Source organism: Porphyromonas sp. (assembly GCF_030529325.1).
Taxonomy (GTDB): domain Bacteria; phylum Bacteroidota; class Bacteroidia; order Bacteroidales; family Porphyromonadaceae; genus Porphyromonas_A.
Map to the genome: position 1 here is coordinate 18,723 of NZ_JAUMXC010000014.1, position 16,720 is coordinate 35,442.

Below are 16,720 nucleotides of genomic sequence, written 5' to 3' on the forward strand. Positions count from 1 at the left end.
AAAAGAATTATTAACCTAATTGCTATGATGAAAGCGATCACAAGAGTATTTCTCTTCTTTCTGACACTTATTTCCTGTCTGTCTTGTAAACAACCTGTGAAGTTGAATGAAGTAGACCTTGGCAATCAAGAGGTATCTGTGAGTATATCCACCCATTTTAGTTCGCTTTCCCTGGGACTTCGTTCGGAAGCCAGCAGTAGAGCTCAGTACATCGCCAATGACTTGAGACGTATTAGCTTTAATGGTATAAGAGTTGTCTTCTACTCTACAGATAGGGATGGCACCCCTAAAACTGTACTAAAAGTATTCGACAAAGATATTGAGTATGATAAAGAAGGATTAAGAGGTGCCGATGTCAACGAGAGTATTGTCGATGGAGGTTCACTTTCTCTAACCATTAAAGATATCAGAGTACCTGAGGACAACTATAGCGTCTTGATCATTTGCAACCCAACAGAGGAGTTTAAGAGCCGAACCCGAGAAGGACAAGCCTTTGAAGCACTCAAAGAAGACTTCGTACAGAGTCCTTTCGATGAGAACGGGCGGCTGTTGATGAAGTTTTTTACAAACTCAGAAAAGTTGATCAAGATCTCGAGGGACGATTTGGCAGGTTTACAGTCTCATAAAGTCCTTAGATTACGATCTGAGATGAAGCCTAACTTTGCTTATGCTTCTGTTTTCTGTAATGCCCCTGAGCTCCCGCATGGACACACTATTTCCAATGAACGTCTTGTCTTTTTTAGGGATGTCTCCAATAAGAAGTTCAGGCTTTTCCCGGAATATAAAAGCGTCTCTCTATCCAATGGAAAATCGGCACAGTATCCTATTGATGCTAACTTTTTAGGGATGTCCGGGAGAGAAGAACAACAACTCAGAGATAATTTTGCCTATGCTGAAGACTATGTTGATAAAGGGATCTTTTTTAAGTCTGTGACAAATGTCGTTGAGGAAAAGTTTCAAGGTTTTATTATTCCCGAGAATACGATGGATGGCTCAGATTTTCACGCCAAATGTGTGACGCGTCTGATTCTTGGAGTAACCTATTCTCCGGATCCAAATATTCCTATCGGTCAAGATTGGTTGACCGTTGATGGAAAAAACTATTCACGAACCACTTTTGAGCGGTTGGCAACGACAATAAAGGGTAAAAGTGCAAGCTCACAGACTTTCGAAGAAAAGAATATTATCAAGGCTTATGATATTTTGAAACCTTACTTCGAAAAAAAGGCAAAGTCCATAGAAGAAGGCTATTCTGATAAAAGTATACAATACTATAAGAAGGGTGTTTCTTACTATGCCATTCCTATTCGTCACTTTAAGGACAGTGAGGTCTCTGGAAAGAAGCAGACCGGAAGGTATGGAGTGGTACGTAACACTTTATACATGATCAATATCACTAAAATTAGTGGTCCGGGGCATGGGGATCCTCTATCATTTCCCCTCAATATGGAGTATGATGGTGAAGAAGGGACAGAGAGTAAAGTAACTTTCTCAGCTCCAAATATCATTGAGTATTCGGTGGAGCTTTAGACTCGGCTTCTCTACGATTAAGGGAACTGAGGTATGTAAAAAATGACTATTTTTGTGTACCGCAGAGCGTCGTTATCATAGCTCTTCTTGAGACAAGTTTTAAATTTTTTTATCCTCAATCATAGATGAACAATTTTTTCTCCTCCATACCTAAAGTAACCAAGAACTTAATCATTATCAATGTTATCGCTTATTTGGCGAGTTTGGCTCTGCCACGAGTAGGTATCGATGTCCTTAACTTATTGGGAATGCATTATTACGGTGCCGATGCATTCAGCATATATCAGATGCTGACCTACATGTTTCTTCATAGTACTTCCGGATTTGGGCATTTGTTTTTCAATATGTTTGCACTTTATATGTTTGGAGGACTATTGGAGAGAGTTTGGGGGGCTAAACGTTTTCTGATCTATTATATCATTACCGGGGTGGGGGCAGGTATTATTCAGCAGATAGTTTGGGCATTGACAACAGCCCCCTCTCTACCTGTATTTTATCATGATCTCTTGTTGACCATTGGAGCCAGTGGGGCTATATTTGGTATTCTTCTGGCGTTTGGCATGATGTTTCCCAACATGCCTCTATTCATTATGTTTATCCCTATACCCGTCAAGGCTAAATACGTTGTCATAGGCTATGGAATACTGGAACTACTGGCAGGTATTGCGGGTCGCGCGGGAGATAATGTTGCTCATTTTGCACATCTTGGAGGGATGTTGTTTGGTCTTGTTCTCATTCTTTTGTGGAGAAAGAAACACGGAAGAGATCAACTTTATTGATTCGAAGATAGTTTATGCAAGTTGTGTACAAGGCACTGCTTCCATTGAGCCTTTTTATAGCTTTTTTGTGTCTTCAGTCAGGTGTAGCTGATGTTACTGTGCTATGTTTATATGGGGATTGGGAAGCTTTGATCTCGCATCCATGGTCTATACTTACCTATGCTTTCATACATCTATCTGCTTTTCATCTTGTTCCTATACTTGGTGTCTTTTTTATTTTAATCTCTCTCACAAAAAAAAGGCTTTCAGTAAGCACGTATTATTTTTTGTTTTTTCTTGGTGTTATTTCGGGGGCACTGATGTTTATTTTGATTGAGTCTCTCTCCCCTGCCTCCATGCTTACATCTCTTACCGGTGCTTCAAGCGGTTTGACTGCATTGGTGGCCTATTGCTTGCTTAAGATGCCTCAGAGATATAATTTATTCTTGCGAATTTTATCTTTAGTTTTCATTATTATAGCAGATAGGCTTACTCTTTCTTTGTATAATGACTTAGGGTTTTATAGTCATCTCTCTGGTTATCTATTTGGGGCAGGTGTGGCATTATTCACAACTTATAGAACAAATAAAAATCGTAAATTAGTGGATCATAAGACTATTCTTATATCCAAAGCTAATAATTCCGGATATGCCTCTCTCTCTGACTCGGAAAAACAAATAATTCGGAAACCGGCAGAAGATAAACGCTAAAGATGATGCGTAAGTACAATATATTTGCAAAGACTAAATGGACTATTGAGCTTGTCTTGGAGATCATTCTTGTTGTTCTCTATGGTGGCTCTCTTTTGTCTCCTTATGTCTCTCCCCAAATAATTTCCATTCCTGCGGTCCTTAATCTCGCTTTCCCTGTCATATTAATTGTATTCCTTTTGATGACATTTATGCATCTGTTTAGGAAACGCTGGAAGTATCTTTTAATTCATGCGGTATTTCTTGTCATATCCGCAGGTTATATCAAAACCTATTATCCCATTACTTTTAATGAGTCCACATTACCCCATGATCTTAGGGTAATGACATATAATGTCGGAGGTTTTGCAGGGCGTAAGGATGCCCCAAGTATTCGATCAATTATTTTGGAGAAAGATGCGGATATTGTATGCCTGCAGGAGGCCATACTCTCACGAGATGAAGATGCAAATTCTTTGGAGTTTAGGAAACAGTATGGTAAGAGGTATCTATACCGGGATGCGCATTTTGATTACAAGACGCATACACAAGGATTGGTCTTGCTGTCCAAATATCCGATACTTAATAGGTTCGCCATTGAATATCCATATAAAACTGATGGTAATGCATCTGTAGCGTATCTTCTTAAGCTGCCTCATGACAAAACTCTGCTATTGATCAATAATCATATGGAGTCTTATCGCTTGACAAAAAAGGAGAAGGACTCCTATACAGATGTTACACGTCCTAATTTTTTCAAGCGCATACCAAGCCTTATAAGAGAGCTGTATAGTAGGCTTGGAAAGCCATTGTCTAAGCGCGCTCTTGCAGCCAAAGAGGTTCGTAAAGAGATCAATCGTCTTATGTCAGAACATCGCCCTGACTATATCATTGTTACGGGGGATCTCAATGATACTCCTATGTCTTATACTTACAGTAAACTTAGAGGCAGACTCCGAGATGCGTACAAAGATAAAGGGTGTGGCATTGGTGTCTCTTACAATGAACCTATATTCTATTTTAGGATAGATCATCTTTTTTATAATGAAAAGATGACTGTTTTGAGGGTTGATTTGCCTCGGTATGGCAAGAGCAGTGATCATAATCCACTCATTGCCGATTTTTCGTTGACAAAACCATAATTACTTAATAGAATTCTTATATCAAAACTTGTTATGAAGGTCTCCAATCTTTTAGCTCGGACTATTACCGGAGTCATTTACATTGCCATTATTCTGTCCGGGATATTGTCTGACTCCGTCATGATAGTAGGCATGGTTTTTGCAATCTTTGCAGGACAGGCCAATTTTGAACTACAAAGTATTATCGGAATTAATCGCAAAAGGCTGATGCTAAAAATAGTCCATGCCCTTATGACGATTCTTCTCTTTTATGTCATTTTTACCAGTTCGATGCAGGATGTCTCATATAGGGACTTTTTGATCCTATTGCTTCCGTACCTGGCGTACTATCTGTTTTATCTCACAGCTGAACTCTATCGCAATCGCCAAAATCCGATATATGAAGTCGGCCTCGCATTTTTCAGCCATCTATACATTGCTATTCCTCTTGGGATGTTGATGTTGCTGTGTGTAGACAAAGGGACTACCAGCGGCCTTGATTTGGGTAGTATGAGTTTCCATCGAACCTTTTGGCTCCTGCCCATTTTTGTTTTTGTCTGGCTCAATGATACCGGTGCATATCTCGTCGGGTCAAAGTTTGGTAAACATAAGTTATTTGAACGTATCTCTCCCAAAAAGACATTTGAGGGATTTGCTGGTGGGATACTTTTCACTCTCCTTGGAGCTGTTGCTTTTTATTATATATTTCCGGAAGTAACATCGGTATTTTACTGGTTGATACTTGCTTTGCTTGTAGGAGTTTTTTCAACTTGGGGAGATCTCTTCGAATCTTTTATCAAGAGAACTTATGGTGTAAAAGATTCCGGCAATATATTACCTGGTCATGGAGGGATTCTGGATCGTATCGACAGTATTCTTTTTGCAGCCATTCCGGCTTTTATGTTTATTGAAATCATAGTATATCTGAAGTAAATCAGGCTTTCAGAGATTCATCACATACAGCCCTCAAAGTAAGCTAAATGCCTACTTTGAGGGCCTTTTTGTCTGTTGACATGTATCCCCTTTATCCGGACATTCCGGAAGAGGCCTGAGAAAGTTGTCTAAGTTATCACATCAAGGTAGGCACATCGATTCATCAAGGTAGGCACAATGATTTTGATAGATGTATATATTGTTGTGGTGTTACAAAATCCGAAAAAGGCCGAGTTGTAGCATATGTTTTGTAACTTTGGGGTCTGTAGAATAACAAATGAAAGATAACGCTATGATCATAATAAGAGAAAAAGCCGCTCTTATAGAGGCTGTCAAAAAAGCTAAGTCTGAAGGTTTAAGCATCGGCTTTGTCCCTACAATGGGAGGATTGCATGCCGGGCATCTCAGCCTTATCGATAGGTGTAAAGCTGAGACTGACTTTTGTATTGCGAGTGTCTTCCTTAACCCAACGCAATTTAATGACAAAAATGACCTGATAACTTATCCACACGATCCTGTGCAAGATGAATCTCTACTTCAACTTGCAGGTGTAGATGTGATGTTTGCTCCTTCGGTTGAGGAAATGTATGATGCCGGAGAGACTGCTCCTAAGTTCAATATTGGTAGGGTGGCAGAGGTCATGGAGGGGGCACACCGTCCCGGGCATTTTGAGGGTGTTGTATGGGTGGTGAGCAAACTTTTCAGATTGCTTACTCCTGATAAGGCTTTCTTTGGAGAGAAGGATTTCCAGCAGATTGCCGTCATTCGCCGTATGACAGAGGTCTCTGAGGATATGAATCAGATAGAGATTGTTCCCTGTCCTGTTATAAGGGAGTCTGATGGACTTGCGATGAGTTCAAGAAATAACAGGCTTTCACTTGAACAAAGAAGTGCGGCTCCTGAAATTTTTGAAGCGCTACAAGCCGGAGTCGATGCGTACAAGTCAGGTGCGGGTATTTCTGAGGTTCATAAGCTTGTTGTTGATTTGATAGATCAACATCCTCTTCTCAAGGTAGAATACTTCAGTATCGTTGATGGACACACTCTTGAAGATGTGAAAAATTGGGATGATGCTGATGATGTGGTAGGGTGCATTACAGTATTTTGTGGAGATGTTCGCTTGATTGATCATATTCGCTTTATCTCTAAAGAATAACGGTTATGAGGAAATTCATAATCCTCGGGCTTCTGGCAATCTCTGCACTTTTTTACAGATCGATTGCTTGTGCTTCCGCAGGACTCCAAGTGGACAGTCTCACAGCCAAGAAGTATGAGGTGCGTGCAGTTTGGCTCACTACGATATTTAATCTTGATTGGCCGAAAAAGCCGGCACAGACCCTAAATGATGAAAAGCGGCAGCAGAAGGAGTTGTCTGCTTTTCTCGACAGGTTATACAATGCCGGCATCAATACTGTCTACCTGCAAGTCAGAGGTCGGGGAGACTTGATATATCCATCTTCAATAGAACCCATCAGTCCGGCAATAAAGGGTAAGTCCTTGAATGCCCTTTCCTACGATCCTCTCCAATATGCCATAGATGAGTGCCATAAAAGAGGGATGCGTGTTCATGCATGGCTTGTGACATTACCACTCGGAACCTCTTCGTACATAAAGACTTTGGGACACAATGCTTATGTCAAGATGTATCCCGGGCATTGTCTCAGATATAAAGGCGAATGGTACATGGATCCTTCATCAGAGCATACCATACGGCATTTGAAAAAAATAGTCAGAGAACTCGTAAGTCGGTATGAGATAGATGGTATCCAATTGGATTACATCCGCTATCCGTCCAACAAGGAGGATTTCCCCGATAAGTTAGCCTATGCAAAGTCCGGTACTTCTCTTAGTAAGGAAGAGTGGCGAAAATCCAATATTAATCGTATCGTTTCAGGTATATATGAGCAGGTCAAAGAGCTGCGTCCGGAGATAGAGGTGAGTGCTTCTCCTCTTGGTAAGTATAGAGAGGTCAAGGCCCTGGGTGAGGTGGGATGGACCGCTCTCGAAAGTGTACATCAAGACCCTCTCCAATGGGAAAAGGACACCAAGATAGATGCTTTGGCTCCTATGCTGTACTACAAGGAAAATTTGTTTTATCCTTTTGTTGAAGATTGGATCAATTTATTCAAGACTCCTATCATTGTAGGACTTGGTTCTTACAGACTGATGAGGGGCGAGGGTGACTGGAAACTATATGAAATCTTGGCTCAGGTAAGGTATGTACAGCAGCACCAAAAAACATCAGGCATAGCATTTTTTAGAGCGGATCAGGTTGCTTCACCTACATTTGGACTCTATGAGCAACTTAAAGACAGTCTTTTTGCTCGTCCCACACTTCCTTTTAAGGGCGATAGCCTTTTGATCGGAAATAAGCCTTCAGAGATAGAGGTTAGAGAAGAAAAAGAAGGACTTCGGATGTCTTGGCGATATGAGGTGTCGGCAGGAGATAAGGTCATGTATGTCGTCTATATCTCTCCTACTGGAGAAGTGAATCCGAATCAAGCCGGACACATGGTAGCACGAAGTCTTACAAATGAAGTTCTCATACCTTGGGCACATATTCCACAAGATACTCTCATTACATTTACCGTTTCGGTCTATAATGTGAGGAACGGCCAGGAAGCCGTTTCTACTGAAAAGCATGCTTATTATAGGACTTCGACGCAGAAATAAACTCTCTATCCCCCACCTTGTCAAACGGTTTGAGAGAGAGCATTTCAGTGTAATATTTGGTATATTTGTATCAGCAATAAATAATGAAATACTATGGCAACAATAAACCCCAGTGAAATGTATCGCCTCAGAGGTGTCTCCGCTGACAAAGAGGAGGTACATAAGGCAATAAAGAATGTGGATAAAGGGCTCTTTCCTCAAGCATTCTGCAAGATAATTCCCGATCTCCTTGGCGGTGATTCGGAGTATTGTAACTTGATGCATGCTGATGGAGCCGGGACCAAGAGTTCATTAGCCTATCTGTATTGGAGAGAAACCGGTGACCTTTCGGTGTGGAAAGGCATAGCGCAAGATGCCATAGTCATGAATATAGATGACTTGCTCTGTGTGGGGGCTACGGACAAGATACTCTTGTCATCGACCATCGGGCGTAATAAAAGGCTTGTCCCTGGTGAAGTCATCGGAGCAATCATCAATGGCACAGAGGAGATCCTTCAATCATTGAGAGACCAAGGCGTGGGGATATATTCTACCGGTGGGGAAACCGCCGATGTGGGTGATCTCGTACGTACAATCATTGTTGATAGTACTGTGACTTGTCGTATGCGTCGTGATGAAGTCATAGACAATGCTAATATCAAAGGAGGGGATGTCATCGTAGGGCTTTGTTCATATGGCAGGGCAACATACGAAGATGCTTATAATGGCGGTATGGGTAGCAATGGTCTGACCTCTGCTCGTCATGACGTATTTGCACACTATCTCGCAGAGAAGTATCCGGAGTCCTATGACACCGGACTACCTGACGATGTTATTTACTGTGGCAAGAAAAGTCTTACAGAGCCTGTTCCGGAGACAGATGTTGACTTTGGTAAATTGGTACTTTCTCCGACCCGCACATACGCCCCTGTCATTGCCAAGATACTCAAGCATCATAGGAAAGGTATCCATGGCATGATTCACTGCACCGGTGGAGGGCAGACAAAGGTCATGCATTTCGTCAAAGGAAAGAAGGTTGTTAAAGACTCTTGGTTCGAGATACCTCCTTTATTCAAGACGATCATGGAAGAGGGGAAAACTCCTCCTCAGGAACTATACAAGGTCTTCAACATGGGACATCGTATGGAACTTTATGTGCCTGCAGCATTAGCTCCTGAACTCATAGATATCTCTCGTAGCTTCAATATTGACGCGAAGATCATAGGCCGTGTGGAGGATGCAGAAAACAAACAGCTCGTACTGGATACTCCTTTGGGATATTTTGAATATTGATACTAAATGGCAGACGGACTTGACATACTCAAACGGACGGAAGGTCTGAAGGAGAGATTTGCTGAGGTCATGACAATGATCTCGGATCCTGACGTCATATCTGATAGAGCAAGATTTGAAAAACTCAGTCGTGAATACAAAGATTTGGAAGGTATTGTGATCACGACGGACAGGTATAGAATACTCTTAGGCCAACTTCAAGAAAATAGAGAACTCTTGTCTTCGGAAAAAGACGAAGACATGGTAGCTTTTATCAAAGAAGAAATCGTGTCTATAGAGGATGAGATCCCTCGTATCGAAGAGGAAATAAAACTCTTACTTGTACCCAAAGATCCTGAGGATAGTAAGAATACGATCATCGAAATACGTGGTGGCACGGGTGGAGATGAAGCTGCTCTATTCGCCGGAGATCTGTATAAAATGTATGTGCGCTACTGTGAGTCTCGTGGATGGAAGTGCACTACGACATCTATGAGTGAGGGCACACTGGGTGGGTTTAAGGAGATCGTCTTCACTGTCGAGGGTGAAGGGGTTTATGGGACTCTTAAATATGAGTCAGGGGTACATCGTGTACAGCGTGTGCCACAGACTGAGACGCAGGGTCGTGTGCATACTTCTGCAGCCACAGTGGCAGTATTGCCTGAAGCGGACGAGTTTGAGGTTGACATCAAAGAGTCTGATATACGTATAGACCTTTTCTGTAGCTCCGGAGCCGGAGGACAGTCAGTGAATACGACTTATTCTGCGGTGCGACTGGTACACATCCCTACAGGTATCGTTGTGCAGAGCCAAGATGAACGCTCACAGCTGAAAAATAAAGCTAAGGCAATGACAGAGCTTCGGACTCGTATATACAACCTTGAGCATCAGAAGTACTTAGATGAGATTGCCTCTAAGCGTAAAACAATGGTATCTACAGGTGATAGATCAGCAAAGATCCGTACGTACAATTATCCTCAAGGGCGTGTGACCGATCATCGTATCAACCTCACGTTGTATCAACTTAACGATATTATTGGTGGAAATATACAGCCTCTCATTGATGCCCTGACTGTGGCAGAAAATGCCGAACGCCTAAAATCCGCTGAGTTATAAACTCTCTCTTATCTTCTGACAGCTATGCGTAAGATTATATTTGTAACGGGAGGACAGCGTTCGGGCAAGAGTGCTTTTGCTCAAAGTCTTGCAGAAAGCCTTTCGAGTTGCCCCACATATTTAGCTACTGCAAGGCACTGGGATGCAGACTTTGAGAAGCGCATCCAACTTCATCAGGAGGCGAGGGGCGATAGTTGGGAGACTCTTGAGGAAGAAAAACACCTCAGCAGGCATAATCTGTCCGATAAAGTAGTACTACTTGACTGCGTTACTCTTTGGTTGACAAATATATATCATGATAATGATTATAAGATGCAGCCATCTTTGACAGAAGCCAAGGAGGAGTGGAACAAGTTTATCGCACAAGACTTCATCCTCATCGTGGTCAGCAACGAAATAGGTATGGGAATGCATGCGATGGATGAGTCCACCAGGCACTTTGCAGACATGCACGGATGGATCAATCAGCATATCGCCTCTTCTGCGGATGAGGTATATCTCACAGTCTCAGGAATCCCTGTCAAAATTAAGGGTTAAACTCTCTAAAATATTTTTCTGATGAAGACATTTGAAGAACAACTTTGGGAGAAAATAAATACTCGCACCAAGCCTCTTGGTTCTTTGGGTAAATTGGAGCAGATCGCATTCAAAATAGGAAAGATACAACAAAGTCTCTCTCCCGAGTTGCGACACCCCTCGATGCTCGTATTTGCCGCAGATCATGGAATTGCTGATGAGGGCGTGAGTCCTTGTCCTAAAGAGATAACATGGCAGATGGTGCAAAACTTTGTCAACGGAGGTGCAGGTATCAGCGTATTTTGTAAGCAACACAGCATACACCTCCGAGTTATCGATGGCGGAGTGGACTATGATTTCCCTAAGGAACTTAACGTAGAGAGTTGCAAACTCGCAAGGGGTACTCGTAACATGAGGTACGAGCCTGCCATGACCATCGAGCTTTGTCAAACAGCCATGCAAAAGGGAGCTGAGTATGTGAGAGAAGAGTATAACAAAGGCTGTAACGTAATAGGATTCGGGGAGATGGGGATCGGAAACACCTCTCCAGCCTCTCTCCTTCTGCACAAGTTCGTAGGGACACCTCTTGAAGTTGCTGTGGGAAGAGGTGCAGGACTTACCGATGAGGGGCTAAAACATAAGTACAATATCCTAAAAGAGGTTTCAGAAAAATATAACCCACAAACACCTCTTGAGACTCTTGCCACCTTCGGAGGTATTGAAATTGCCATGATTTGTGGTGCAGTGCTTGAGGCAAAGCGACTTAATATGTTGATCATAGCTGATGGATTTATCACATCATCGGGGTTCTTGGCTGCTTACGAAATGCAACCGGATATAATGGACAATGTTATCTTCAGCCATGCATCGAAAGAGCCTGGACACGCATCCATGGTCGAACACATGAAGGGAGATCCCATCCTGCACTTAGACTTACGTTTAGGTGAAGGTACGGGGGTAGCTATTGCCTATCCTATCATACAATCTGCTTTGGTCTTTCTCAACGAAATGGCAAGTTTTGACGAGACCGGTGTCTTCGAGGTCGAAAAACATAGATGAGGACCTCAGAAGCAGGAGAAATAGAAAAAGTCATTCACTCTTAATCCCCCCTAAAAAACATAAGAAATTAGAATAAGGCTATCGGCTTTGTTTGACGACAGACAGAATCCATTCTGTCACGGAACGGAAAATATTCCGTCAAGGCACGGACGGTCGTCCGTGCCTCAACAGAAACCGAAAGCTTGCCCTTCTGTCAGTCAGCCCCTAATAAACACGTCCAACAACGATGCGTAAGACTCCAAAGTTTCTGCTATCAGTTCGAAACCAATTGAATTTACTTCGGCATGCCTTCCTCTTTTACAGCAGGATTCCGATAGGAAAGATCGACTACTCTGATCAGAATTTGATCAAAGCCTTTCGTTACTTTCCTTTGGTGGGGATTGTTGTTGGCGGGATATCAGCCTTAGTATACACATTGTCTGATCTCATCTTACCTCAGTACATCAGTGTGCTGTTGGGCATCATAGCCGGGGTAATTATGACAGGAGCCCTTCATGAAGACGGTTTCTCGGACTTCTTTGATGCCTTTGGGGGTAGTCATGACAAAGAAAAGGCTTTGGAAATAATGAAAGATAGCCATATCGGAGCTTATGGAGTCTTGTCTCTGATCTTTCTACTTCTGACCAAATACACCTTACTTTTATCACTTTCAGGGCAGTATATTCCTTGGATATTCATTGCCTCAGGTGCTTCTGCTCGTCTCATGCCGATCATTACCTCCAAGATATCGACATACGCAAGAAACGAGAATCAAAAAAGCAAATCTCTACACCTTCGCATCAGGATAGACAACGTCACGACAACTATTGCAACACTTTTTGCCGGTCTCCCACTACTGCTCCTACCATGGGAAGTCTCAGCGATAGTCATACCTGTATATGTACTCATACTTTTTGTCATGAAATGGTATACAGAAAGACGCATCGGAGGGTACACCGGCGACACATTAGGAGCACTTGAGCAGTTTTGCGAAGTTGCATTTTACCTCTCTGCCAGTGTCATGCTATCTATATATCCTTAAGATTATGACTCTCTCTCTTCTGCGTCATACACAAGTCTCTTTGCCTCCCGGCATTTGCTACGGACAAATGGATGTAGCTCTTAGCTCATCTTATGCAGAAGAATGGGAGAAAATATCGTCATCGCTCGGAGGAAAAACATTTGGGGCCGTATTCTCTAGTCCTCTGTCTCGGTGTAAACTCCTTGCCAACTACTTGAGTCCTACAGCCATAGAAGATCCAAGACTTATGGAGCTAAACTTCGGAGTCTGGGAGGGCTGGCAATGGGACGACATATATAGCACAAGAGAGGGCAAAGAGTGGTTCGACGACTATGTCAATACTCCAACACCTAACGGAGAGTCCTACTTCGCCTTGATACAAAGAGTCCATCACTTCATCTGTGATTTGCATCAAAAAGGAGGTGAAGAGATCCTCATCGTCACCCATGCAGGGGTCATCCGAGCGTTCATGCACCTATTGGATGGCATCAGTGTGGACGAAGCCTTCCAAACGCCCATAGACTATGGGGCTCTCATAACTTATCCCCATATAAACCTCTCCTCTTTCATCAAATAGATAAATGAAAAAACTCCGTCCCATAATGTTCGTTGGCACAGGCTCCGACGTCGGAAAGTCTGTCATCAATACCGGTTTCTGTCGTATGTTCGTTCAGGATGGATATCGTCCTGCACCCTTCAAGGCACAAAATATGTCGCTCAACAGCTACGCAACCATAGACAACCTTGAAATAGGACGTGCCCAAGCGGTTCAAGCCGAAGCCTGCAAGATACCTTGTTGTGTGGAGATGAACCCCGTGCTGCTCAAGCCTACCAATAATCTCACCTCACAAGTTGTACTCAATGGGAAACCATCAGGCAATAAGTCGGCATCTGAATACTTCAACGAGACCGACAGAGATGCACTGTTTGAGGAGGTCATAAAGTCATACAACAAACTTAGTGAGAATTACAATCCTATAGTTATAGAAGGAGCGGGCAGTATTTCGGAGATCAACCTTTGGAAGAAGGATATCGTAAATATGAGGGTTGCACTAAGGACCGGAGCTGCAACTTATCTTGTCGCAGACATCGACAGGGGAGGTGTATTTGCGAGTGTATATGGAACGATAGCCTTACTCCCAAAGGAGCAAAAAGAAGCCATCAAGGGAATAATCATCAACAAGTTTAGAGGGGACTTGCGCCTCTTTGACGAAGGACGTAAAATCATCGAAGAGCTTACGGGCATACCCGTCGTAGGAGTAGTCCCCTACGCCAAGGACATATTCATCGAGCAAGAGGATGGTGTCGCGATAGACCACAGTAGCAGGGCTCCCATTGAGGGGAAGATAAATATCGGTGTGGTACTGCTCAAGTATATGTCCAACTTCACGGACTTCAATATGCTTCAGCACACCCCTGGTGTACACCTATATTATAGTGATGATCCGGAAAATCTTCTGTGTGCTGATATTATCATCATTCCTGGATCAAAGAATACTATTTCCGATCTTAAAATACTAAAACAGAAAGGTATAGATAGGGTTATCAAGGAACATATATCTAAAAATAAAAGCTTGTACGGTATCTGTGGAGGTTACCAAATGATGGGCAAAAAAATTCTTGATCCTTATGGAATTGAGGGTGATATTCCTGAGATAGAAGGTCTTAATATAACCCCAACGGTCACAACTCTTGAAAAAGGTAAGCAGACCAGCCAATGCAGGTTTACATTTATAAAGAAAGACGTGTCTGGCGAAGGGTATGAGATACATGCCGGGAAAACCGCGACAACCCAGCCAAGTCCCCTATGTATTCTCAGCAATGGCTACGAAGATGGATACTACCTGAATGACAAAGTCTGGGGAACCTATGTTCATGGTATTTTTGATAACGCTTCTGTGATCACATTTGTCATCAAACAAATTGACCAGACATTTTCCTCAACGATAGACTATAAGTCTAAAAAAGAGGAGGGCTACGATCAGTTGGCTCAACTCATTCGAGATCATATTGATGTGGATTATGTATACAAAACTCTTGAGTTATGATACATGGGCATGGAGATGATGCATATAAGTATTTGAATAAAATCATAGGCGATTTTAGTTCGAACGTACCTTATTGCCATCACGGAGATCAAGTAGCCGAACATATCAAAGATAATCTACGGTGTATACATAATTACCCTGATCCATCTGCCAGCAAGCTGACAGCTTTACTAAAAGACCATCATCAGCTGACATCGGCGAATGACCTTTTGGTTACAAACGGATCGGCAGAGAGTTTTTATCTACTTGGACATCTCTTTGAGTCTCAAAGATCTATTGTGACCTATCCGTCTTTTGCAGAGTATGAAGATGCTTGCACCTTGTATAAGCACAAGATAGAGTTTGTTCCGATAGAAGCATTGGCAACAACTAAGATACATCAATCCAAAACCATTTGGTTTGCTTTGCCCAATAACCCGGACGGTTTTATCATTCCTATTGATGCTGTCGAAGAGCTCTGTAGGAAGAATCCGGATACCTATATCATCGTTGACAGTGCTTATAGCGAACTGTGCCCTGGTATCTCTCCTATAGTCAAACTTCATGATCAATATCCCAATCTGATCACTATCCACTCGCTGACCAAGACTTTTGCAATACCCGGTCTCAGGCTGGGTTATGTGATAGCATCGGCCAAGATTATTTCCCAATTAAAGCATTTTCGCCTGCCTTGGAGTGTAAATAGTGTTGCGCTGATTGCAGGAGAGTTTATAGTGAAAAATTATGATGCTCTACAGCCGGACGCTGAGGCCTTGTGCAAAGAGTCCCGACAGTTCCAAAAAAAACTAAGTCAGATCGATGGGATTGAAGTAGTCCCTTCTCAGTGCAGTTTTTTTCTCTGTCGATTGAAAAAAGGCACAAGTGCCGAACTAAAAGAATATTTGGTGGCACAACATGGGCTATTGATCCGAAATGCTGATAATTTCAGGGGATTAACCAATCAGCATTTTAGGATATCAACACAAGGCGAAGAAAGAAATGATCTTCTTTGCCAAGCAATATCAATGTATATCCAGTCACTGTAACATGCAATTCAACCCGGACTTATTGATCCCCATGTTTATCGGGATTACATTGGACAGTATTATTGGGGATCCTTATCGGATGCCTCATCCTATAAGGTTGTTTGGTAAGGTGATTTCATGGTGCGATAGGAGATTCAATTATGGGATGCATCGAAAAGTCAAAGGAACGATAGTTGCCTTAAGTCTTGTAGCCTTGACATTTATGATTTTTTATCTGATCAGTTTCTCACTCCGTGATAACGACATCTTACGATGGTGTATTGAATCGATTTTTTTCTTTTTCGGGGTATGTAATCATAGCCTTATTAAGGAGGCATGGAAAGTAGAGAGAGAAGTAAACAAAGGAGACCTGGCAATTGCTCGCAGGCAAGTCGGATATATAGTAGGTCGAGATACATCTAACCTCTCTTTTCATCAGATAAGGACAGCGACCCTTGAGACTCTTGCGGAAAATCTTAGTGATGGAGTCATAGCTCCTCTTTTCTTTTATGCTATTGGAGGCATTCCATTGATGATGGCTTACAAGATGATCAATACTCTTGACTCCATGATCGGGTATAAAAATGATAAATATGGAGATTTCGGGTGGTTTGCTGCGAGGATATTGGATGACGGTGCAAATTATATTCCGGCACGTCTGACAGCATTTATTATGGTTTTATTACCACCGAGTCTAAGAGGGTTCAAGTCAATGCAAAAATATGCCCGCCATCATTCAAGCCCCAATTCCGGGTATCCTGAATCCGCCCTTGCAGGGATATTGGACTGCCAATTTGGAGGCCCCAACATTTACCATGGAAAATTGGTAAACAAGCCATACATCGGAGACAATCCGAGGGAGGTCACCCACTCAGATATCATCAAAGCTTGTATAATAAACGCCAAAACAACAGCCATAATGGTATTTCTTATTGCTTTGATAAGTACGTTTATCTCTTGTTTCTAACACCGGAAAAGGTTTTAGGGATAAGTATTGATAGGATATAACTATTCAATAAAGA

General features: G+C 42.4%; 16 protein-coding genes. All 16 read left to right on the top strand.

Annotated features, from left to right (window positions below; translation table 11 throughout):
• The first annotated feature begins 24 nt into the window (after window positions 1-24).
• The 16 genes from Q4A14_RS03625 (at window position 25) to cbiB (ending at window position 16,665) form a co-directional block, all read left to right on the top strand.
• Window positions 25-1,530 carry an Mfa1 fimbrilin C-terminal domain-containing protein gene (locus tag Q4A14_RS03625; protein WP_303170004.1) on the top strand — a complete coding sequence of 502 codons (1,506 nt, stop codon included), beginning with the start codon at window positions 25-27 and terminating at the stop codon, window positions 1,528-1,530.
• 125 nt (window positions 1,531-1,655) lie between these two features.
• Entirely contained in the window at window positions 1,656-2,309 is a 654-nt protein-coding gene (locus tag Q4A14_RS03630; protein WP_303170005.1) for a rhomboid family intramembrane serine protease, read from the top strand.
• Window positions 2,310-2,323: 14 nt separating this feature from the next.
• Complete coding sequence (locus Q4A14_RS03635) at window positions 2,324-2,998, top strand: rhomboid family intramembrane serine protease (protein WP_303170007.1); 675 nt, start codon at window positions 2,324-2,326, stop codon at window positions 2,996-2,998.
• A gap of 2 nt (window positions 2,999-3,000) precedes the next feature.
• Window positions 3,001-4,119 carry an endonuclease/exonuclease/phosphatase family protein gene (locus Q4A14_RS03640; protein WP_303170008.1) on the top strand — a complete coding sequence of 373 codons (1,119 nt, stop codon included), beginning with the start codon at window positions 3,001-3,003 and terminating at the stop codon, window positions 4,117-4,119.
• 33 nt (window positions 4,120-4,152) lie between these two features.
• On the top strand, window positions 4,153-5,031 hold the full coding sequence (locus tag Q4A14_RS03645; RefSeq protein ID WP_303170009.1) for a phosphatidate cytidylyltransferase: 879 nt from the start codon (window positions 4,153-4,155) through the stop codon (window positions 5,029-5,031).
• Between the two features lie 292 nt (window positions 5,032-5,323).
• The gene (panC, locus tag Q4A14_RS03650) at window positions 5,324-6,187 is read left to right on the top strand and encodes a pantoate--beta-alanine ligase (RefSeq protein WP_303170011.1); all 864 of its coding nucleotides are present in this window, start codon (window positions 5,324-5,326) and stop codon (window positions 6,185-6,187) included.
• 5 nt (window positions 6,188-6,192) lie between these two features.
• Window positions 6,193-7,704, top strand: a complete 1,512-nt coding sequence (locus Q4A14_RS03655) for a glycoside hydrolase family 10 protein (RefSeq protein ID WP_303170013.1) — start codon at window positions 6,193-6,195, stop codon at window positions 7,702-7,704.
• A gap of 93 nt (window positions 7,705-7,797) precedes the next feature.
• Window positions 7,798-8,976, top strand: a complete 1,179-nt coding sequence (locus Q4A14_RS03660) for an AIR synthase-related protein (protein ID WP_303170015.1) — start codon at window positions 7,798-7,800, stop codon at window positions 8,974-8,976.
• 6 nt (window positions 8,977-8,982) lie between these two features.
• Window positions 8,983-10,071, top strand: a complete 1,089-nt coding sequence (gene prfA, locus Q4A14_RS03665; RefSeq protein WP_303170017.1) for a peptide chain release factor 1 — start codon at window positions 8,983-8,985, stop codon at window positions 10,069-10,071.
• A 24-nt stretch (window positions 10,072-10,095) separates the two neighbouring features.
• Complete coding sequence (locus tag Q4A14_RS03670) at window positions 10,096-10,608, top strand: bifunctional adenosylcobinamide kinase/adenosylcobinamide-phosphate guanylyltransferase (RefSeq protein WP_303170018.1); 513 nt, start codon at window positions 10,096-10,098, stop codon at window positions 10,606-10,608.
• Window positions 10,609-10,629: 21 nt separating this feature from the next.
• A complete protein-coding gene (gene cobT, locus Q4A14_RS03675) occupies window positions 10,630-11,646 on the top strand; it encodes a nicotinate-nucleotide--dimethylbenzimidazole phosphoribosyltransferase (protein ID WP_303170020.1) in 1,017 nt (338 codons plus the stop codon).
• Window positions 11,647-11,872: 226 nt separating this feature from the next.
• On the top strand, window positions 11,873-12,667 hold the full coding sequence (cobS, locus tag Q4A14_RS03680; protein ID WP_303170021.1) for an adenosylcobinamide-GDP ribazoletransferase: 795 nt from the start codon (window positions 11,873-11,875) through the stop codon (window positions 12,665-12,667).
• Between the two features lie 4 nt (window positions 12,668-12,671).
• Window positions 12,672-13,223: an alpha-ribazole phosphatase gene (cobC, locus tag Q4A14_RS03685; RefSeq protein WP_303170023.1), complete on the top strand. Its 552-nt coding sequence runs from the start codon at window positions 12,672-12,674 to the stop codon at window positions 13,221-13,223.
• A gap of 4 nt (window positions 13,224-13,227) precedes the next feature.
• Complete coding sequence (locus tag Q4A14_RS03690; protein WP_303170025.1) at window positions 13,228-14,694, top strand: cobyric acid synthase; 1,467 nt, start codon at window positions 13,228-13,230, stop codon at window positions 14,692-14,694.
• Window positions 14,691-15,719, top strand: coding sequence for a histidinol-phosphate transaminase (locus tag Q4A14_RS03695; RefSeq protein WP_303170026.1), 1,029 nt, complete (start codon window positions 14,691-14,693; stop codon window positions 15,717-15,719). Before Q4A14_RS03690 ends, Q4A14_RS03695 begins: the two co-directional genes overlap by 4 nt.
• Before the next feature lie 31 nt (window positions 15,720-15,750).
• A complete protein-coding gene (gene cbiB / locus Q4A14_RS03700) occupies window positions 15,751-16,665 on the top strand; it encodes an adenosylcobinamide-phosphate synthase CbiB (RefSeq protein WP_368492354.1) in 915 nt (304 codons plus the stop codon).
• Window positions 16,666-16,720: the final 55 nt, after the last annotated feature.